Source organism: Streptomyces niger (assembly GCF_000718305.1).
Taxonomy (GTDB): domain Bacteria; phylum Actinomycetota; class Actinomycetes; order Streptomycetales; family Streptomycetaceae; genus Streptomyces; species Streptomyces niger.
Genome location: NZ_JOFQ01000007.1, coordinates 463,593 through 482,824, shown reverse-complemented (window position 1 = coordinate 482,824; position 19,232 = coordinate 463,593). Strand labels below are relative to the sequence as shown.

The following is a 19,232-nucleotide window of genomic DNA, read 5'->3' as shown; positions in this document are numbered from 1 at the left end:
CCTCAGGGTTTCGGCGGGTAGAGCTTGAAGGCGGAGGTGTCGACGGCGAAGCCGAACGGCTCGGGCAGCTCCACCGGCTCGCCGAACTCCAATGTGGTGACGGTCCGATAGCCGTTGGTGTGCGGCTGCGAGTGCAGTGAGCACGTGCCGATGTTCGGGTCGATCACGAGGTAGAGCGGGATCTCGCTCATGCCGTACCAGAAACGCTTCTTGATGTAGTCGACGTCCTTGTCGCTGGAAACGATCTCCACTACGAGGGCGACACGGTCGGCGGGGAACGGGTTGGCGTTGTCGGCCATCGCCTCAGGCGTGGTGACCGTGAGGTCCGCCTTCGGCTCGAACGAGGAAATGGGGGAAATCAGGGCCTGATCCGGCAACGCTGTCCAGCCGTGCGACTCGAACTGCATACCGAGCTTCATGACGATCTGATTGTGAAACGGGGCTGCCGACGCCTGCATAACGATCTTTCCGTCGATGAGCTCGATCTTCAGCTGATCGAGCTCGGGGAGATCTTCCAGGAAGCGCAGCAGATCGTGCGGGTCGTCGATCGGCGACATGTCCTCGGCCGTCTCGTGATGCGTCAGGGTCATCGCGCGCCTCCCTTTCAGGCACAGCGTATGGAGAGCAGCAGCCTCCGAATCCACGATAGGCGATCATTTCCACGATCGAGTGAAACGCGCCCGAGAACCCCGAAAACACAGTGCGGCGCCTGCCCTCACCGGTCGGGGAAGGGGCAGGCGCCGCGTTGTTCCGTACTCCGTTGTACGGGACATCTGGGGGCCGTCAGGCCGGTACCGGCGTCACACCGCCAGTGCGCGGTCCGTCGGCTTGATGGGGGCCGGCAGGGCGGACGCGCCGGTCAGGAAGCGGTCCACGCCCTTGGCCGCGGAGCGGCCCTCGGCGATGGCCCACACGATGAGCGACTGGCCGCGGCCGGCGTCACCGGCGACGAACACGCCGGGGACGTTGGTCTCGAAGTCGGCGTTGCGGGCGATGTTGCCGCGCTCGTCCAGCTCCAGGCCGAACTGCTCGACCAGGCCGTTCTCCTTGTCGGTGCCGGTGAAGCCCATGGCGAGGGTGACCAGCTGGGCGGGGATGCGGCGTTCGGTGCCGGGCTTCTGCTCCAGCTTGCCGTCCTTGAACTCCACCTCGACCAGGTGCAGCGCCTGGACGTTGCCGTCCTCGTCGCCCTCGAAGTGGGTGGTGTTCACGGAGTAGATCCGCTCGCCGCCCTCCTCGTGCGCGGAGGTGACCTTGTAGAGCATCGGGAACGTCGGCCAGGGCTGGTTGGCGTTCCGCTCCTCGCCCGGCTTGGGCATGATCTCCAGCTGGGTGACGGAGAGCGCGCCCTGGCGGTGGGCGGTGCCGACGCAGTCGGCGCCGGTGTCACCGCCGCCGATGACGACGACGTGCTTGCCCTCGGCGGAGATCGGGGAGACCGTCAGGTCGCCCTCCTGCACCTTGTTCGCGAGCGGGAGGTACTCCATCGCGAAGTGGATGCCCTTGAGGTCCCGGCCGGGCGCCGGCAGGTCGCGGGAGGTGGTCGAGCCCGCGGCGATCACCACGGCGTCGTACCGGCGGCGCAGCTTCGCCGCGTCGATGTCGCGGCCGATCTCCGTCTCGGTGCGGAACTTGGTGCCCTCCGCGCGCATCTGCTCGATGCGGCGGTTGATGTGCCGCTTCTCCATCTTGAACTCGGGGATGCCGTAGCGGAGGAGGCCACCGATACGGTCCGCGCGCTCGTAGACGGCGACGGTGTGACCCGCGCGGGTCAGCTGCTGGGCGGCGGCGAGGCCGGCCGGGCCGGAGCCGATGACGGCGACGGTCTTGCCGGACAGGCGCTCGGGCGGCTGCGGGGTGACGTCCCCGTTGTCCCACGCCTTGTCGATGATGGAGACCTCGACGTTCTTGATGGTCACCGGCGGCTGGTTGATGCCCAGCACGCAGGCGGCCTCGCACGGCGCGGGGCAGAGGCGACCGGTGAACTCCGGGAAGTTGTTGGTCGCGTGCAGCCGCTCGCTCGCGGCCTCCCAGTCCTCGCGGTAGGCGTAGTCGTTCCACTCGGGGATGAGGTTCCCCAGCGGGCAGCCGTTGTGGCAGAACGGGATGCCGCAGTCCATGCAGCGCGACGCCTGCTTGCTGATGATCGGCAGCAGGGAGCCGGGCTGGTAGACCTCGTTCCAGTCCTTGACGCGCTCCTCGACGGGACGGGTCTTGGCGACCTCGCGGTCGTGGTTCAGGAAGCCCTTGGGGTCAGCCATTGGTCGCCGCCTCCATCATCTTCTCGTGGGTCTCGGACTCGGAGAGTCCGGCCTGCTCGGCGGCTTCCTTGGCGGCGAGCACTGCCTGGTACGTGGGCGGGATGACCTTGCTGAAGCGCGCGGCCGCGGCATCCCAGTCGGCGAGGAGCTTCTCGGCGACGGTGGAGCCGGTCTCCTCCTGGTGGCGGCGCACCACGTCGTGCAGCCACTGCTTGTCGGTGTCGTTCAAGGGGTTGACCGCCGCGGTCATCTCCTTGTTGACGTTGGCCGGGTCGAGGTCGATGACGTACGCGAAGCCGCCGGACATACCGGCCGCGAAGTTGCGGCCCGTCTCGCCCAGGACGACCGCGTTGCCGCCGGTCATGTACTCGCAGCCGTGGTCGCCCACGCCCTCGGAGACCACCGTGGCGCCGGAGTTGCGGACGCAGAAGCGCTCGCCGACCTTGCCGCGCAGGTACAGCTCGCCGCCGGTGGCGCCGTAGGCGAGGGTGTTGCCCGCGATGGTGGAGTACTCGGCCAGGTGGTCGGCGCCGCGGTCCGGGCGGACGATGACGCGGCCGCCGGACAGGCCCTTGCCGACGTAGTCGTTGGCGTCGCCCTCCAGGCGGAGGGTGACCCCCTTCGGCAGGAAGGCGCCGAAGGACTGGCCGGCCGAGCCGGTGAAGGTGATGTCGATGGTGTCGTCGGGCAGGCCCGCGCCGCCGAACTTCTTCGTCACCTCGTGGCCCAGCATGGTGCCGACCGTGCGGTTGATGTTGCGGATGGCGACCTGCGCCCGGACGGGCTCGGCCTGCTCCGCGGTGTCCGCGTTCAGCGCGTCGGCGGCCAGCTTGATGAGCTGGTTGTCCAGCGCCTTCTCCAGGCCGTGGTCCTGCACGGTGATCTGGTGGCGCACGGCGCCCTCGGGCAGCTCCGGCACGTGCAGCAGCGGGGCCAGGTCCAGGCCCTGCGCCTTCCAGTGGTTCACCGCGCGGGTGGTGTCCAGCAGCTCGGCGTGGCCGACGGCCTCCTCCAGGCTGCGGAAGCCCAGCTCGGCGAGGAGCTCACGGACCTCCTCCGCGATGAACTGGAAGAAGTTGACGACGTACTCGGCCTTGCCGCTGAACCGCTCGCGCAGCGTCGGGTTCTGGGTGGCGATGCCGACCGGGCAGGTGTCCAGGTGGCAGACGCGCATCATGACGCAGCCGGAGACCACCAGCGGGGCGGTCGCGAAGCCGTACTCCTCGGCGCCCAGCAGGGCGGCGATGACCACGTCGCGGCCGGTCTTCAGCTGACCGTCGGTCTGCACGACGATGCGGTCGCGCAGGCCGTTGAGGAGCAGCGTCTGCTGGGTCTCGGCGAGGCCGAGCTCCCAGGGACCACCGGCGTGCTTGAGCGAGGTGAGCGGCGAGGCGCCCGTACCGCCGTCGTGGCCGGAGATGAGGACGACGTCCGCGTGCGCCTTGGAGACACCCGCGGCGACCGTGCCGACGCCGACCTCGGAGACCAGCTTCACGTGAATCCGCGCCTGCGGGTTCGCGTTCTTCAGGTCGTGGATCAGCTGGGCCAGGTCCTCGATGGAGTAGATGTCGTGGTGCGGCGGCGGGGAGATCAGGCCCACGCCCGGCGTCGAGTGACGCGTCTTGGCGACCCACGGGTAGACCTTGTGGCCGGGCAGCTGGCCGCCCTCGCCGGGCTTGGCGCCCTGGGCCATCTTGATCTGGATGTCGTCGGAGTTGACCAGGTACTCGGACGTGACACCGAAGCGGCCGGAGGCGACCTGCTTGATGGACGAGCGACGCGCCGGGTCGTACAGGCGCTCCGGGTCCTCGCCGCCCTCACCGGTGTTGGACTTGCCGCCCAGCTGGTTCATGGCGATGGCGAGGGTCTCGTGCGCCTCCTGCGAGATGGAGCCGTACGACATGGCGCCGGTGGAGAACCGCTTGACGATCTCGCTGACCGGCTCGACCTCCTCGATCGGGATCGAGGGGCGGTCGGACTTGAAGCCGAACAGGCCGCGCAGCGTCATCAGGCGCTCGGACTGCTCGTTGACGCGCTCGGTGTACTTCTTGAAGATCTCGTACTTGCCCGAGCGCGCGGAGTGCTGCAGGCGGAAGACGGTCTCCGGGTCGAACAGGTGCGGCTCGCCCTCGCGGCGCCACTGGTACTCGCCGCCGATGTCCAGCGCGCGGTGCGCCGGGGCGATGCCGGAGGCCGGGTACGCCTTGGCGTGCCGCTGGGCGACCTCCTTGGCGACGACGTCCAGGCCCGCGCCGCCGATCTTGGTGGCGGTGCCGTGGAAGTACTTGTCGACGAAGGCCTCGTCCAGGCCGACGGCCTCGAAGACCTGCGCGCCGCGGTAGGAGGCGACGGTGGAGATGCCCATCTTGGACATGACCTTCAGGACGCCCTTGCCGAGCGCCTTGATCAGGTGCTTGATGGCGGTCTCGGCCTCGATGCCGGGCAGGAAGGTGCCGGCGCGGACCAGGTCCTCGACGGACTCCATGGCCAGGTACGGGTTGACCGCGGCGGCGCCGTAGCCGATCAGCAGCGCGACGTGGTGGACCTCGCGGACGTCACCGGCCTCGACGAGCAGACCCACCTGGGTGCGCTGCTTCGTGCGGATGAGGTGGTGGTGGACGGCGGAGGTGAGCAGCAGCGACGGGATCGGCGCGTGCTCGGCGTCGGAGTGCCGGTCGGACAGCACGATCAGGCGCGCGCCGTCCTCGATGGCGGCCTCGGCCTCGGCGCAGATCTCGTCGATCCGGGCCGCGAGTGCGTCACCGCCGCCGCTGACGCGGTACAGGCCGGAGAGGGTCACGGCCGTCATCCCCGGCATGTCGCCGTCGGCGTTGATGTGGATGAGCTTGGCCAGCTCATCGTTGTCGATCACCGGGAAGGGCAGGGTGACGCTGCGGCAGGAGGCCGCGGTGGGCTCCAGGAGGTTGCCCTGCGGGCCCAGCGAGGAGATCAGCGAGGTGACCAGTTCCTCGCGGATGGCGTCCAGCGGCGGGTTGGTGACCTGCGCGAACAGCTGGGTGAAGTAGTCGAAGAGCAGCCGGGGACGCTCGGAGAGCGCGGCGATCGGCGAGTCGGTGCCCATCGAACCGATCGGCTCGGCGCCGGTCTTGGCCATCGGCGCGAGGAGGACGCGCAGCTCCTCCTCGGTGTAGCCGAAGGTCTGCTGGCGGCGGGTGACCGAGGCGTGGGTGTGCACGATGTGCTCGCGCTCGGGGAGGTCCTCCAGCTCGATCTCGCCGGCCTCCAGCCACTCCGCGTAGGGGTGCTCGGCGGCGAGGGCGCCCTTGATCTCGTCGTCCTCGATGATGCGGTGCTCGGCGGTGTCCACGAGGAACATCCGGCCGGGCTGCAGGCGGCCCTTGCGGACGACCTTGCCGGGGTCGATGTCCAGGACGCCGACCTCGGAGGAGAGCACGACCAGGCCGTCGTCGGTGACCCAGTAGCGGCCGGGGCGCAGGCCGTTGCGGTCCAGGACCGCGCCGACCTGGGTGCCGTCGGTGAAGGTGACGCAGGCCGGGCCGTCCCAGGGCTCCATCATCGTGGAGTGGTACTGGTAGAAGGCGCGCCGGGCCGGGTCCATGGAGGTGGAGTTCTCCCACGCCTCCGGGACCATCATCAGCACGGAGTGCGGCAGCGAGCGGCCGCCGAGGTGGAGCAGCTCCAGGACCTCGTCGAAGGACGCGGAGTCGGAGGCGTCCGGCGTGCAGACGGGGAACAGGCGCTCCAGCGTCTCGGTGGCCTCGCCGAAGAGCTTGCTGGAGAGCTGGGACTCGCGGGCCCGCATCCAGTTGCGGTTGCCCTTGACCGTGTTGATCTCGCCGTTGTGCGCGACGAAGCGGTACGGGTGGGCCAGCGGCCAGCTCGGGAAGGTGTTGGTGGAGAACCGCGAGTGGACCAGCGCGATGGCGGTGGCGAAGCGGCGGTCGCTCAGGTCCGGGAAGAACGGCTCCAGCTGCCCGGTGGTGAGCATGCCCTTGTAGACGATCGTCCGGGCGGAGAGCGACGGGAAGTAGACGCCGGCCTCGCGCTCGGCGCGCTTGCGCAGCGCGAACGCCTTGCGGTCCAGCGCCAGGCCGGTGTTCTCACCGTCGGCCACGAAGAGCTGGGAGAAGGCGGGCATGGTGGCGCGGGCGCCGTTGCCGAGCAGCTGCGGGGCGACGGGGACGACGCGCCAGCCGAGGACGTTCAGGCCCTCCTCGGACGCGATCGTCTCGATCTTCGAGACGGCGGTCTGGGCCTCCTCGGCGTCCGAGGGGAGGAAGGCGATGCCCGCGGCGTACGCGCCGGCCTCGGGCAGCTCGAACGAGACGTTCTCGCGCAGGAAGGCGTCGGGAATCTGGAGCAGGATGCCCGCGCCGTCGCCGGAGTCGGGCTCGGAGCCGGTGGCGCCGCGGTGTTCGAGGTTCCGCAGGACAGTCAGGGCCTGCTCGACCAGCGCGTGGCTCGCCTCACCGGTGAGGGTCGCGACGAAGCCGACGCCGCAGGCGTCGTGCTCGTTGCGCGGGTCGTACATCCCCTGCTGGGCGGGGCGCCCGTCCATGGGCGACCAGGCGGCGCTGGTGGCGCTGCCGGTGGTCGCGGAGTGCGTGGACGCGGAACGCATCGGCTCTCCCAACGTCGTCGTGGCATGTGCAGTGCCGAGGGACGACGTTGGCCCTCCGCGAATTTTGCGTGCAGGTTACAGGATGACCTCGATCTCGCGAATCGGATAGAGGCTTCCAGCATGCGGACACCGCTCAGGGCGGTGGATCGAGAACGCAGTGGGACAGAGCATCGTCCGACAGCGCGGGTCGCCGGCAAGCGACGTTGCCTCCGGCGTCAGTGCCTTATGCCCGCTGGTCATTTTCTGAAACCGCGAGGTAACACGTTAATTATGCGCCTGCACGCATAGGAAGTCACCCTACGGCGGTTCCGAACAGCGTGCCCAGGACGTACGTCACACCTGCGGCGGCGCCACCGAGAGCCAACTGGCGCAACCCGCTGTACCACCACGAGCGCGCCGTCACCCGAGCCACCACCGCGCCGCAGCCGAAGAGTCCGAGCAACGCCAGGACCACGGCGGGCCACAACGCGGAGGCACCCAGAAGGTACGGCAACACCGGCAGCAGCGCACCCAGCGCGAAGGAACCGAACGAGGAAACGGCGGCGACGATCGGGGAGGGCAGGTCCGACGGATCCACGCCCAACTCCTCGCGGGCGTGGATCTCCAGCGCCTGCTCCGGGTCCTTGGAGAGCTGCGCCGCGACCTCGCGGGCGAGCGCCGGCTCCACCCCGCGCGACTCGTACAGGGCGGCCAGCTCCGCCTGCTCGTCCTTGGGGTGCTTGCGCAGCTCGCGGCGCTCGACGTCCAGTTCCGCCTGGACCAGCTCACGCTGCGAGGCGACCGAGGTGTACTCACCGGCGGCCATCGAGAAGGCGCCGGCGGCCAGGCCGGCCAGGCCCGTGATGACGAGCGTCTGCTGCGACACCGAGCCGCCGGCCACCCCTGTCATCAGGGCGAGGTTGGACACCAGTCCGTCCATCGCGCCGAACACCGCGGGGCGGAGCCAGCCACCGTTCACGTCGCGGTGGGTGTGGTTGTCACGGTGGGCAATGTGCGTAGGAGCCGACGCGTCCATGACATCTATGACGGACATAAGGGCCTCTTCCTCCCTCGCGAGGTGTGGGCCGATGAGCGGCACTTCCCCCTGGAACACCTCGAAGTTATGCCGCGCACATCCCCTTGCGCTAGCAAGGAAGGCCGTACTTACCGCTCTGACCTGCGGCTTTACCGAGACGATCAGTGCGTGATCCGGCTCACAGCCCCCTTCGTCGGCAGCCGGGATCCGGCCATCGCGACATCGCTCCGATCCGACGCGATGTCCCCCCATTCGCGGCAAAGCGGCCCTACGATCCCTCCCACGCGTACGGCTCCGGGACCGGTCGGCGGAAGGCACGCACATGAGCACATCGCACGCCCCCTCGCCCGCCCCCGTCACCCCGGGTGACCGCCCCGCCGATCCGCGCGACCGGGCCCGCGGCTCCCTGCTGGGCCTCGCCGTCGGCGACGCGCTCGGCGCCCCCGCCGAGAACATGAAGCCCTCGCAGATCCGTCGCCGGTGGGGCCGCATCGAGGGCTTCGTCGCGGAGGACCCGGCGGGCACCGACGACACCGAATACGCCATCTTCTCCGGGCTGCTGCTGGCCGAACACGGCGCGGCGCTCACCGTCGCGCACGTCGAGGCCGCCTGGCACCAGTGGATCGCCGACCTGGACGAAGGCCCCTTCCGCGGCGCCGGGTTCAGCGAGCGCGGCACCCTGGAGAACCTCCGCCGCGGGCTCGCGGCCCCGATTTCCGCCCAGCACCGGCATGCCTGGAGCGACGGACTGGCGATGCGGGCCGCGCCCTTCGGCGTACACGCGGCGGGCCGGCCGGCCGAGGCCGCCCGCCTGGTCGCGGTGGACGGCACCGTCAGCCACGACGGCGAAGGCATCTACGGCGGCCAGGCCGTCGCCGCCGGGGTCGCCGCCGCGATGGTCGCCCGGACCACCGACGCGGTGATCGCCGCCGCGCTCTCCGTCGTCCCCGAGGACTCCTGGACGGCCCGCTCGCTGCGCCGCGCCGTGGCCGCAGCCCAGCGCTCCCGGCTGGACCCCGGCATCACCCGCCTCGGCACCGAACGCGCCGTACGCTCCGCCGTCGTCGTCGGCGGCTACCCCTGGACCGACCTGGCGCCCGAGGCGGTCGGGCTGGCCTTCGGCGCGTTCGCCGCGGCGGCCGGCGACTTCCGCGGCGCGGTGCTGACCGCCGTCAACATGGGCCGGGACGCCGACACCACGGCGGCGGTCGCCGGGGCGCTGGCCGGCGCGCTGGGCGGCTTCGCCGCCGTCCCCGAGGACTGGGCCCGGGTCATCGGTCCGGTACGCGGCCGCTGCCTGCCCTCCATGGCCGGCTACCACGTCCTGGACATCGCGGACCTGCTCACCGCGGACGTCCCCACGACGGGCACCCCGGCATGAGCACCACCTCCCCCGCACCCACCGCGATGGCTCCGCGCGCCACCACCGCGGCCCGGCACGCGCCGCCTCCGGAACCCGCCCGCGCCAGCGGTGACCGCATCGAGGGGCTCCTCCTCGGCCTCGCCGCCGGAGACGCCGCAGGCTGGCCGGCGAGCCGGCACCGCGCCGCCCGCATGCCCGAGTGGACCCGCCGCCTCACCCGCGAGCTGGACACCTTCGCCGAACAGAACGCCACCACCACGCTCCCCGTTCCCATCGCCCTCAACCAGCCCCCCGAACCGCTCCGCCTCGGCCCCTCCGACGACGCCGAATGGGCCGCCTTCACCGCCGGCTCCGTGCTCACCGCGGCCGGCGCCTTCCTCTCCGACCTCGGCCGGGACCGCCGGATGCGGGCCGCCCTCGACCTCGCCTGGAACGCGCTGGCCTGCGAGGTCGCGGCCGCCGCCGACCGCGCCCCGGAGGTGGAGTCGGCCGTACTGCCGCTGCGCGCCCGGATCTCCGTACGCGCCGGCCTCGGCAACCTCGCCGCCGGGCTCCGGCCTCCCGCCACCGGCCACGACAACCCGCACTTCTTCGACGACGCGGCCTGCGTACGCGCCGCCGTACTCGCCGTGGTCCACCCCGGCGACCCGGTGGCCGCCGCTGGCCTCGCCGAGTTCGACGCCCGGTACACCCAGGACGGCGACGGCGTGCACGGCGCCCGCGCGATGGCCGCAGCGGTCGCCGCCGCGCTCGGCGGCGCCGACGTCACCACGTGCGTCGAAGCCGCCCTCGGCCAGCTCCCCGAGGGCACCGAGATCCGCCGCAACGCCCTGCACGCCGTACGGCTGGCCGAGGCCACCGCCGACGGCTGCCCCGGCGCCGCGTTCGCGCTGGTCCCCACCCTGGAACACGAGATCGTCGACCACGTCTACAGCTACGGCATCGCCGCCGCCGAGACCGTGCCGGTCGCCCTCGCGCTGGCCCTCGCGGGCGGTGGCCGGACCGCCGAGGCGGTGCCCGCCGCCGCCTGCCTCTCCCGCGTCGCCGACTCGGCCCCCGCCCTCACCGGCGCCCTGACCGGTGCCCTCGGCGGCGCCGCCGCGCTGCCGGCCGCCTGGCGCGACACCTGCCGCACGCTCTCCGGCTGCGCGCTGCCCCGGCTGGCCGGCACCGACCTGGTCGAGCTGGCCGAGCTGCTCGCCGGCACCGAACTGACCACTCCGCAGACGCCCCCGGCGAAAGGACCCGACCGGCCATGACCGACACCGCGGCACCACCCACCACCACGGCGTGCCCGAGCCTCGCCGACCGCACGGCCGGCGCCCTGGCCGGGGCCGCCGTGGGCGACGCGCTCGGCGGGCCGGTCGAGGGCTGGAGCCCGGAGCAGATCCGGGAGCGGCACGGCGGCCCGGTCCGCTCCCTCGTAGGCCCCTGGCACGAGGACTGGCGGACCGCCCGCCCCCTCGCGCCGTACCACAAGGGCGACGGCCACGTCACCGACGACACCCTCATGACCCACGCGCTGATCCGGGTGTACGAGAAGGTCCGCGACCACCTCGACGCGTACGCCGTGGCCGACCACCTGGTCCCCGACCTGATGACCGAGGTCCGCTGGATCCCCGAGCTGGAGGCCGAAGCACTGCCCCTGCAGCGGGTGTTCCTCGCCGAGAAATGGCTCGTCACCCGGCTGCACTACGGGCACGTCGACCCGCGCGAGGCCGGCGTCGGCAACATCGTCAACTGCGGCGCCGCGATGTACATGGCCCCGGTCGGTCTGGTCAACGCCGGGAATCCGCGCGGTGCTTACGCCGAGGCGCTGGACGTCGCGGGCGCGCACCAGTCCTCGTACGGGCGGGAGGCGGCCGGCGTCCTCGCCGCCGCGGTGGCCGCGGCCTGCGCCCCCGGCGCCACCCCCGCGTCCGTGGTCGACACCGCCCTCGCCCTCGCGAAGGACGGCACCCGCACCGCGATCGAGGCGGTGTGCGAAGTAGCCGTGAAATACGACGAGTACGAGCCCGCGCTGCCACAACTGCGGGGCGCGGTCTCGCCGTTCGACACGGTGGGACCCGAATACCGCCGGCCCTCGCTGGGCGCCCGGCGCCCCTCACGGCTGCACTCCATCGAGGAACTCCCCCTCGCACTGGGCCTGTTGCTCATCGGCGGCGGCGACTACCGCGAGACGGTCCTCGGCGCCGTCAACTACGGCCGCGACTGCGACTCCATCGCCACCATGTGCGGCGCCCTGGTCGGCGCGCTCGGCCGGCCCGTGCCCGCGGAGTGGACCGCGGCCGTCTCCGAGGCCAGCCGGCTGGACCTGCGGGGGCCGGCGGCCGCGCTGACCGCCGTGGCCCACGAGATCCACCGCCGCGACCTGGCCCGCCGCCGCGCCCACGAAGCCGCGTTCGCCACGCTCGCGGAGGGCCGATGACGTATCCGCCGGCCCCGCTGCGGGTGACCTGGGTCCAGCCGGAGGACCTGATCGGCCACGAACTGCGCCAGGCCGCCGAGGACGGCCGGGACGCCACCGTCATCCGCCGCCGCTGGCTCACCGCCGGCGGCCCCCCGGCCCCCGACCGGTCCGGCGCCTCCCCCGCGCCGGCGTCCCCCCGGCTCCGCGCGCTGGCCACCGCCCTCCTGGACGACCTGGCCACCCTGCCCTGCCCCACGGCCGCCGACGAACCCACCGACCTGGCCGCGATCCGGGCCGCGGCCCCCGGGCCCCCGCCCGGCCCCGTCGCCGCCGGCCTGCTCCCCCGCCTGGAGGCCGCCTGGCTGGGCCGCGCCGCCGGCTGCCTGCTCGGCAAGCCGGTGGAGAAGCTGCCGCTGGCCGGCATCCGGGAGATCGCCCGGTCGACCGCCAACTGGCCGCTGCACACCTGGTTCACCGAAGCGGGCCTGGACCCCACGACCGCGGCGCGGTACCCGTGGAACCGCCGCAGCCGCACCACCTCGCTCGCCGAGAACATCGACGGCATGCCCGAGGACGACGACCTGAACCACCCCCTCCTGGGACTGCTCCTGCTCCGCCGCCACGGCCCCGGCTTCACCACCGCCGACCTCGCCCGCCTCTGGCTGGAGGAGCTGCCGGCGGGCCGTACGTTCACCGCCGAACGCATCGCGTACCGCAACCTCCTGGACGGCATCGAGCCGCCGGACACCGCCCGCTTCCGGAACCCCTTCCGCGAGTGGATCGGCGCCCTGATCCGCGCCGACGTGCACGGCTGGACGCACCCGGGCGATCCGGCCGGGGCCGCCGCTGCCGCCTGGCGCGACGCGGTGCTGACCCACACCGCCAACGGCGTGTACGGGGCGATGTTCGCGGCCGGCGCGCTGGCCGCCGCCGCGGGCGGCACCGCCGACGTGCACCGGTGCCTGACGGCCGGGCTCGCCGTCGTGCCGCCCCGCTCCCGGCTCGCGCGGGCCGTGCGCTTCGGGATCGCCGCGGCCCGGGAGGCGCCCGACGCCACGCCCGGCGGCTTCGAGTCCGTCGTGGACCGGCTGCACGCCGCCTACGGCTGGCACCACTGGGTGCACGTACTGCCCAACGCGGCCCTGCTGGCCGCGGCGCTCACCCACGCCGACGGCGACTTCACCGGGTCGGTCTGCCGCGCCGTCTCCGGCGGCTGGGACACCGACTCCAACGGCGCCACGGCCGGTTCGCTGACCGGTCTGCTGGCCGGTGCGCCGGACGCCCTGCCCGCCCGCTGGACGGCACCGCTCGCCAACCGGCTGACCACCTCGGTCGGCGGCCTGGACGGCATCGGCTTCGACGCGCTGGCCCGCGAGACGGCGGCCCTGGCGGTCATGGGTGCCGGCGCCATGGCCCCGGAGCCGGCGGACGCGGTCCTCGGGTGACACGGCAGCGGGCCGCGGCCCCCGAAGGGACCACGGCCCGCTGCACCGCACCGCGTGACGCGGTCAGGCCTTCTTCTTCCCGGCTCCGGCGGGACTGTCCGCCGCACCGGCCCCCGCCGTGTCCTCGGAGTCCTCCGGGCCCGCGGCCTTGGAAGCGTCGTTCTCCGAGGGGGCGTTCTTCGAGGCGTCGTTCTTCGAGGCGGTGGCAGCCGCGTCGGAGCCCTCCGCGTCGGCGTTCCCCGCTTCAGTGTTCTCCGCCTCGGCGGTCTCCGTGTCGGCGGTCTCCTGCTCCACCGCCGCCGGCTCCACCACGGCCTCCCGGCCGGGGGACCGCTTCGCCGACAGCACCATGTAGACCAGCGCCAGGACGAACACGATCAGCGCCGTCCAGACGTTCAGCCGCAGGCCCAGGATGTGGTGCGCCTCGTCGACCCGCATGTACTCGATCCACGCCCGGCCCGCGCAGTACGAGGCGACGTACAGCGCGAACGCCCGGCCGTGTCCCAGCTTGAAGCGCCGGTCGGCCCAGATGACCAGGATCGCGACGCCGATGCACCACAGCGACTCGTACAGGAACGTCGGGTGGTACGTGCCGCCCACGCGGCCGATCGCCGGGTCCGAGGTGATCTTCAGCGCCCACGGCACGTCCGTCGGCCGGCCGTACAGCTCCTGGTTGAACCAGTTGCCCCAGCGGCCCATCGCCTGCGCCAGCGCGATGCCCGGCGCCACCGCATCCGCGTACGCCGGCAGCGGGATGCCCCGGCGGCGGCAGCCGATCCAGGCGCCGACCGCGCCGAGCGCGATCGCGCCCCAGATGCCGAGGCCGCCCTCCCAGACGTAGAACGCCTTGATCGGGTCGCCGCCCTTGCCGAAGTACGGCTCATACGTCGTGATGACGTGGTAGAGCCGCCCTCCGACCAGGCCGAACGGCACCGCCCACACGGCGATGTCGGCGACCGTCCCGCTCAGGCCACCGCGCTGCACCCAGCGCTTGTTGCCGAGCCAGACGGCGATGAAGACGCCGATGATGATGCAGAATGCGTAGCCGCGCAGCGGGATCGGGCCGAGATGCACGACGCCGGTCGACGGGCTGGGAATGAATGCGAGGTCCATGGCAGCCCTGACGCTACCGCGCCGAGCGGGCCGGGCGGCAACCCACCCCGCAACGGCTCAGTAACGACCCCTCCGGCGGCACCTCTCCGCCCTACTTCTTCTTGTTCGCGTCCAGCACCATCTGCTTCAGCTTCTGCGGGGTCATGTGCGCGCCCTGGTCGCCGAGGAGGTCCTTCCCGTTGAGCTTGACGGTCGGGGTGCCCTGGAAGCCGCCGCTCTGGAACGCCTCGTGCGACTTCTGCACGAAACCGTTGTACTTCCCGTCGTGCACGCAGGAGCGGAAGTCCTGCGTCACCAGGCCCGGCACCTTCCCCGCCAGTTCGATCAAGTAGTTCTTGTCCTTATAGCGGTCCTGCTGCTCGCCCGGCTGGTTGGTGAACAGGACATCGTGGTAGTCGCGGAACTTCCCGGCGTCCTGTGCGCACAGCGCCGCATTACCGGCGTTCAGCGAGCCCTTGCCGCCCATGTTGCCGTCGATGAGCAGGGCGAGGTGGTAGTCGGTCCGCAGCTGTCCGCCGTCCTGCAGCTCATGGACGGTCGAGCGGAAGCCCGTCTCGAACTGCTTGCAGGCGGGGCAGCGGAAGTCCTCCCACACCTGGAGCGTGGACGGCGCGCTCTTCCTGCCGACGGTCACCATCGGCTTGTCCCCGCCGGTGGCGCCCTTCGGCGCCGCGATCGGCGTGTTCTTGTCGCCGCCCGTGGAGGTCGCCCAGATCGCGATGCCGGCGGCCACCGCCAGCACCGCCACCACCACCGCGGCGACCTTCGCCTGCCTGCCGCGCCGGGCGCGGGCCTTTTCCTTGTCGCGCTGTGCCTGCAGGCGCTCGCGCGCGCTGCCTTCGGCTCGGGTTTTCTGGCTCACACTGCGGAAAAACGAGGCGGAGGGACGCCACTGCGCCCCTCCGCCCCCTATTTCGCCCTATCGAGGGACCTCGGCGATACCGGCTTTACGCCCGTACGCCCTTGGCCAGGTCCCCGGCCAGCTCCCGTACGCCCGCGAGCCCGGCCTCCAGGTCGCCCTCGTGCGCCAGCAGCTGCTTCACGAACGCCGAGCCGACGATGACGCCGTCGGCGAACTGCGCGACCTCGGCGGCCTGCTCGGCGTTGGAGACGCCCAGGCCCACGCAGACGGGGAGGCCACGCCGGGCCGCCGGGGTGGCGCGGGTGCGCTCCACCAGGTCCTGGGCCTCCCGGCCGACGGACTCCCGGGTGCCGGTGACGCCCATGAGCGACGCCGCGTACACGAAGCCGGAACCGGCCGCGGTGATCTTGGCAAGGCGCGCGTCCTTGCTGCTCGGCGCGACCACGAAGACCGTGGCCAGGCCGTGCTGCTCGGCGGCCTTCCGCCACACCTCGGACTCCTCGACCGGCAGGTCCGGCAGGATGCAGCCCGCGCCGCCGGCCGCGGCCAGGTCGGCGGCGAACCGCTCCACGCCGTAGGCGTCGACCGGGTTCCAGTACGTCATGCACAGCACGGGGGCGCCGGTGGCTGCGTGCGCCTCGCGGACCGTGCGGATCACGTCGACGATCTTCACGCCGCCGCGCAGCGCGATGTCGTCGGCGGTCTGGATGACCGGGCCGTCCAGGACCGGGTCGCTGTGCGGCAGGCCGACCTCGACCACGTCGCAGCCGCCCTCGATCATGGCGGTGACGGCACGGATGCCGCCGTCCACGGTCGGGAAGCCGGCCGGGAGGTAGCCGACCAGGGCCGCGCGGCCCTCGGCCTTCGCGCCGGCCAGTACCGAGCTGAGCAGTTCGAGGTTGCCCGCCATCACTTCGTCCCCTCCTGGTGCGCGCCGAGCGCGGTGTCCGTGGCGTCGGTGTCGTCCGCCTCGACGGCGTCGTCGGCGGGGGCGTCGTACAGCCCGAAGTACCGTGCGGCGGTGTCCATGTCCTTGTCGCCGCGGCCGGAGAGGTTGACCACGATCAGGCCGTCCTTGCCCAGCTCGCGGCCGAGCTCCAGGGCGCCGGCCAGCGCGTGCGCGCTCTCGATGGCGGGGATGATGCCCTCGGTCTCGGAGAGCAGCCGCAGTGCCTGCATGGCGGCGTCGTCGGTGACGGCGCGGTACTCGGCGCGCCCGGCGTCCTTGAGGTAGGAGTGCTCGGGGCCGATGCCCGGGTAGTCCAGGCCCGCGGAGATCGAGTACGGCTCGGTGATCTGGCCGTCCTCGTCCTGCAGGACGTAGGAGCGGGAGCCGTGCAGGATGCCCGGCGTGCCCTCGGTGAGGGTCGCCGCGTGCTCGCCGCTCTCGACGCCGTGGCCGCCCGGCTCGCAGCCGATCAGGCGGACGCTCTCGTCGGGCAGGAAGGCGTGGAAGAGGCCGATGGCGTTGGAGCCGCCGCCGACGCAGGCCACCGCGGCGTCGGGCAGCCGCCCGGCGCGCTCGATGATCTGCCGGCGGGCCTCGACGCCGATGACCCGGTGGAAGTCGCGCACCAGGGCCGGGAAGGGGTGCGGGCCCGCGACCGTACCGAAGAGGTAGTGGGTGCGGTCGACGTTGGCGACCCAGTCGCGGAACGCCTCGTTGATCGCGTCCTTCAGCGTGCGGCTGCCGGACTTCACGGCGATGACCTCGGCGCCCAGCATCCGCATGCGGGCGACGTTGAGCGCCTGCCGCTGGGTGTCGATCTCGCCCATGTAGATGGTGCATTCGAGGCCGAAGAGGGCGCAGGCGGTGGCGGTGGCGACGCCGTGCTGGCCCGCGCCGGTCTCGGCGATGACGCGGGTCTTGCCCATGCGCTTGGTGAGCAGCGCCTGCCCCAGCACGTTGTTGATCTTGTGCGAGCCGGTGTGGTTCAGGTCCTCGCGCTTGAGGAAGATCCGGGCACCGCCGGCGTGCTCGGCGAACCGCGGCACCTCGGTGAGGGCGCTGGGCCGCCCGGTGTAGTTGACCATCAGGTCGTCGAGCTCGCGGGCGAACTCGGGGTCGGCCTTGGCCTTCTCGTACTCCTCGGCGACCTCGTCGACCGCGGCGACCAGCGCCTCGGGAATGAACTTCCCGCCGAAGGCGCCGAAGTAGCCCTCGGTGCTGGGGAGGTGACCCTCGGGGTCCGGAATGAAGAAGTCAGACGACATCCGACGTACTCCTCACCGGGGCGCACGCGTACGCCCCGGACATCTCGATGTAGCGAAATACGGGCATCAAGCTACGTGCGCGCGGCGCGGGCCCGGGTGTCACACTCCACCGGAGCACCCGTACGGACAGTTCGTACGGGCGTCGAATCCGGTCTAGGCGTGGGCGCCCGCGCGCGGCGCGGGGCGGGGCCATCGGCGGCCGTTGATCTGGCCCGGCTCGGCGCCGATGTGGTAGCGGACGCGCCGTCCGTGGACGCGCCGCGCAGGGGCGCGGCACCCGCGCGGCCTGCACCCGCGCCCCAACGCCGCGTGCGGCAGGCGCGCGGCGCCGGCCGCGGCCGGGCGGTGGCCCGGGCGCGGCTGCTGGGTGCGGGTGGCGGCGGTCACGGGAGGCTGCTTCTTCCGGGGCCCGTCAGTCCCGGCCGTGCCGGATGGCGGGGTGGGAGCCGGCCGCGACGAGGTCGGCGACGGCGGTCTTCGGGTCCTTGCCGGTGACCAGCGACTCGCCGACGAGCACGGCGTCGGCGCCCTCGTTGGCGTACGCGATGAGGTCGTGCGGCCCGCGGACGCCGGACTCGGCGACCTTCACGATGTGGTCGGGGATCTCCGGGGCGACCCGGCCGAAATTGCCGCGGTCGACCTTGAGGGTCTTCAGGTCGCGGGTGTTCACGCCGATGATCTTCGCCCCGGCGGCCACCGCGCGCTCGACCTCTTCCTCGTCGTGCGCCTCGACCAGCGGGGTCAGCCCGATCGACTCGGCCCGCTCGATGAGCGAGACCAGCGCCTCCTGCTCCAGCGCGGCCACGATCAGCAGCGCCAGGTCGGCGCCGTACGCGCGGGCCTCCCACAGCTGGTAGGCGCTGACGATGAAGTCCTTGCGCAGGATCGGGATGTCGACCTTGGCCCGGACGGCTTCGAGGTCGGCCAGCGAGCCGCCGAAGCGGCGCTGCTCGGTGAGGACGGAGATGACGGCCGCGCCGCCCGCTTCGTAGTCCGCGGCGAGCCCGGCCGGGTCGGCGATGGCGGCCAGCGCACCCTTGGACGGGCTGGAGCGCTTGACCTCGCAGATCACCCGGATGCCGTCGCCCTTGAGCGCGGCCACGCCGTCCTTGGCGGGGGCGGCCTTCTTCGCCCGCTCCTTCAGCTCGTCGAGGCTGACGCGCGCCTGTCGCTCGGCGAGGTCGGCGCGGACTCCGTCGATGATCTCGTCGAGCACACTCACGCGAGCGGCCTCCTTCTAGAGCGGTGGAGGAAATCTGTCACCCGCGGGGGCGCGGTGCGCTCCCAACAGGCACTCCGATGGTATCCGGCCAGGGGCACCAGCCCCGCATCCGGCCGCCTTCGGTCCCACAACATGGACAGATAGCGGCACATACCGGCCGCTTCGGCGCCCGTCGGAAGCGGCGGGAAAGCGTCCCTCACGGGGCGAGCGCCGATCCGACGGGAAGGTTGCGCGCCACTGTGAAGAGCAGCACGACACCGCCGATCAGCCACCAGTGGACGGGCCTCGGGCGCGGCCCGGCGGTCGGCAGCCCGCGACCGGCCCGCACCAGCCACAGGGCCCAGAACACCGCGAACGCCAGGTAACCGAGCACTGCCAGGGCGTTGGCGCCGAGCGCGGCGCCCAGATCACCGTGCGCGACCGCGTGGGCGCTGCGCAGCCCGCCGCAGGCCGGGCAGTAGAGGCCGGTGAGCCGCAGGAGCGGACAGACGGGGTAGTGGCCGGCCTCGTTGGGGTCGACGGCACCGACGTACGCGAAGGCCGCCAGGACCGCCGTGAGGGCGCCCAGCGGGGCCGCCAGGCGGCGTACGGCGCCGCGGCGGGCCACAGGGGCCGGGCCGTCCGGGGTACGTGCCACGGGTTCCGTCACGGTCCGATTCTCCCCCGGTACGCGCGAAGGCGCAGCCTCCCTGCCGCCGCACGGGCCACTCCGCGCCAGGAGCGC

General features: G+C 72.4%; 15 protein-coding genes. 4 read left to right on the top strand and 11 right to left on the bottom strand.

Annotated elements, in window-relative coordinates:
- Positions 1-2: 2 nt before the first annotated feature.
- The 4 genes from IF20_RS16420 to IF20_RS16405 form a co-directional block, all read right to left on the bottom strand.
- Positions 3-590 carry a Uma2 family endonuclease gene (locus tag IF20_RS16420; protein WP_052865894.1) on the bottom strand — a complete coding sequence of 196 codons (588 nt, stop codon included), beginning with the start codon at positions 588-590 and terminating at the stop codon, positions 3-5.
- A gap of 210 nt (positions 591-800) precedes the next feature.
- Positions 801-2,261 carry a glutamate synthase subunit beta gene (locus IF20_RS16415; protein WP_052865893.1) on the bottom strand — a complete coding sequence of 487 codons (1,461 nt, stop codon included), beginning with the start codon at positions 2,259-2,261 and terminating at the stop codon, positions 801-803.
- Complete coding sequence (gltB, locus tag IF20_RS16410) at positions 2,254-6,864, bottom strand: glutamate synthase large subunit (RefSeq protein WP_052865892.1); 4,611 nt, start codon at positions 6,862-6,864, stop codon at positions 2,254-2,256. The genes IF20_RS16415 and gltB overlap by 8 nt, the downstream gene beginning before the upstream one ends.
- Positions 6,865-7,156: 292 nt before the next feature.
- Positions 7,157-7,897, bottom strand: coding sequence for a VIT1/CCC1 transporter family protein (locus IF20_RS16405; RefSeq protein ID WP_407702511.1), 741 nt, complete (start codon positions 7,895-7,897; stop codon positions 7,157-7,159).
- Between the two features lie 304 nt (positions 7,898-8,201).
- On the opposite strand from IF20_RS16405, the gene IF20_RS16400 reads away from it, so the two are divergent.
- From IF20_RS16400 to IF20_RS16385, 4 genes are read left to right on the top strand one after another with little or no spacing between them, the layout of a single operon-like run.
- Positions 8,202-9,260 carry an ADP-ribosylglycohydrolase family protein gene (locus IF20_RS16400; protein ID WP_110944207.1) on the top strand — a complete coding sequence of 353 codons (1,059 nt, stop codon included), beginning with the start codon at positions 8,202-8,204 and terminating at the stop codon, positions 9,258-9,260.
- Positions 9,257-10,501, top strand: coding sequence for an ADP-ribosylglycohydrolase family protein (locus IF20_RS16395; protein ID WP_052865891.1), 1,245 nt, complete (start codon positions 9,257-9,259; stop codon positions 10,499-10,501). Before IF20_RS16400 ends, IF20_RS16395 begins: the two co-directional genes overlap by 4 nt.
- Positions 10,498-11,670, top strand: a complete 1,173-nt coding sequence (locus IF20_RS16390; RefSeq protein ID WP_052865890.1) for an ADP-ribosylglycohydrolase family protein — start codon at positions 10,498-10,500, stop codon at positions 11,668-11,670. The genes IF20_RS16395 and IF20_RS16390 overlap by 4 nt, the downstream gene beginning before the upstream one ends.
- Positions 11,667-13,097 carry an ADP-ribosylglycohydrolase family protein gene (locus tag IF20_RS16385; RefSeq protein WP_052865889.1) on the top strand — a complete coding sequence of 477 codons (1,431 nt, stop codon included), beginning with the start codon at positions 11,667-11,669 and terminating at the stop codon, positions 13,095-13,097. Before IF20_RS16390 ends, IF20_RS16385 begins: the two co-directional genes overlap by 4 nt.
- A 63-nt stretch (positions 13,098-13,160) precedes the next feature.
- On the opposite strand, the gene lgt is transcribed toward IF20_RS16385, so the two are convergent.
- The 7 genes from lgt to IF20_RS16350 all read right to left on the bottom strand — a co-directional run bounded on the left by lgt (position 13,161) and on the right by IF20_RS16350 (position 19,157).
- Positions 13,161-14,210: a prolipoprotein diacylglyceryl transferase gene (gene lgt / locus IF20_RS16380; RefSeq protein WP_052865888.1), complete on the bottom strand. Its 1,050-nt coding sequence runs from the start codon at positions 14,208-14,210 to the stop codon at positions 13,161-13,163.
- Between the two features lie 91 nt (positions 14,211-14,301).
- On the bottom strand, positions 14,302-15,072 hold the full coding sequence (locus IF20_RS16375) for a DsbA family protein (protein ID WP_052865887.1): 771 nt from the start codon (positions 15,070-15,072) through the stop codon (positions 14,302-14,304).
- Positions 15,073-15,157: 85 nt separating this feature from the next.
- A complete protein-coding gene (trpA, locus tag IF20_RS16370) occupies positions 15,158-15,982 on the bottom strand; it encodes a tryptophan synthase subunit alpha (RefSeq protein ID WP_052865886.1) in 825 nt (274 codons plus the stop codon).
- Positions 15,982-17,286, bottom strand: coding sequence for a tryptophan synthase subunit beta (trpB, locus tag IF20_RS16365; RefSeq protein ID WP_052865885.1), 1,305 nt, complete (start codon positions 17,284-17,286; stop codon positions 15,982-15,984). Before trpB ends, trpA begins: the two co-directional genes overlap by 1 nt.
- 153 nt (positions 17,287-17,439) lie before the next feature.
- A complete protein-coding gene (gene trpM / locus IF20_RS16360; protein ID WP_052865884.1) occupies positions 17,440-17,673 on the bottom strand; it encodes a tryptophan biosynthesis modulator TrpM in 234 nt (77 codons plus the stop codon).
- A gap of 25 nt (positions 17,674-17,698) precedes the next feature.
- A complete protein-coding gene (trpC, locus tag IF20_RS16355; protein WP_052865883.1) occupies positions 17,699-18,508 on the bottom strand; it encodes an indole-3-glycerol phosphate synthase TrpC in 810 nt (269 codons plus the stop codon).
- Positions 18,509-18,704: 196 nt separating this feature from the next.
- Positions 18,705-19,157, bottom strand: a complete 453-nt coding sequence (locus IF20_RS16350) for a DUF2752 domain-containing protein (protein WP_110944206.1) — start codon at positions 19,155-19,157, stop codon at positions 18,705-18,707.
- Positions 19,158-19,232 lie beyond the last annotated feature (75 nt).

What these genes read in the sequence shown, in the direction of transcription:
- IF20_RS16420 (WP_052865894.1), bottom strand. Translation starts at nt 590, where the DNA reads ATGACCCTGACGCATCACGAGACGGCCGAGGACATGTCGCCGATCGAC.
- IF20_RS16415 (WP_052865893.1), bottom strand. Translation starts at nt 2,261, where the DNA reads ATGGCTGACCCCAAGGGCTTCCTGAACCACGACCGCGAGGTCGCCAAG.
- gltB (WP_052865892.1), bottom strand. Translation starts at nt 6,864, where the DNA reads ATGCGTTCCGCGTCCACGCACTCCGCGACCACCGGCAGCGCCACCAGC.
- IF20_RS16405 (WP_407702511.1), bottom strand. Translation starts at nt 7,897, where the DNA reads ATGTCCGTCATAGATGTCATGGACGCGTCGGCTCCTACGCACATTGCC.
- IF20_RS16400 (WP_110944207.1), top strand. Translation starts at nt 8,202, where the DNA reads ATGAGCACATCGCACGCCCCCTCGCCCGCCCCCGTCACCCCGGGTGAC.
- IF20_RS16395 (WP_052865891.1), top strand. Translation starts at nt 9,257, where the DNA reads ATGAGCACCACCTCCCCCGCACCCACCGCGATGGCTCCGCGCGCCACC.
- IF20_RS16390 (WP_052865890.1), top strand. Translation starts at nt 10,498, where the DNA reads ATGACCGACACCGCGGCACCACCCACCACCACGGCGTGCCCGAGCCTC.
- IF20_RS16385 (WP_052865889.1), top strand. Translation starts at nt 11,667, where the DNA reads ATGACGTATCCGCCGGCCCCGCTGCGGGTGACCTGGGTCCAGCCGGAG.
- lgt (WP_052865888.1), bottom strand. Translation starts at nt 14,210, where the DNA reads ATGGACCTCGCATTCATTCCCAGCCCGTCGACCGGCGTCGTGCATCTC.
- trpA (WP_052865886.1), bottom strand. Translation starts at nt 15,982, where the DNA reads ATGGCGGGCAACCTCGAACTGCTCAGCTCGGTACTGGCCGGCGCGAAG.
- trpB (WP_052865885.1), bottom strand. Translation starts at nt 17,286, where the DNA reads ATGTCGTCTGACTTCTTCATTCCGGACCCCGAGGGTCACCTCCCCAGC.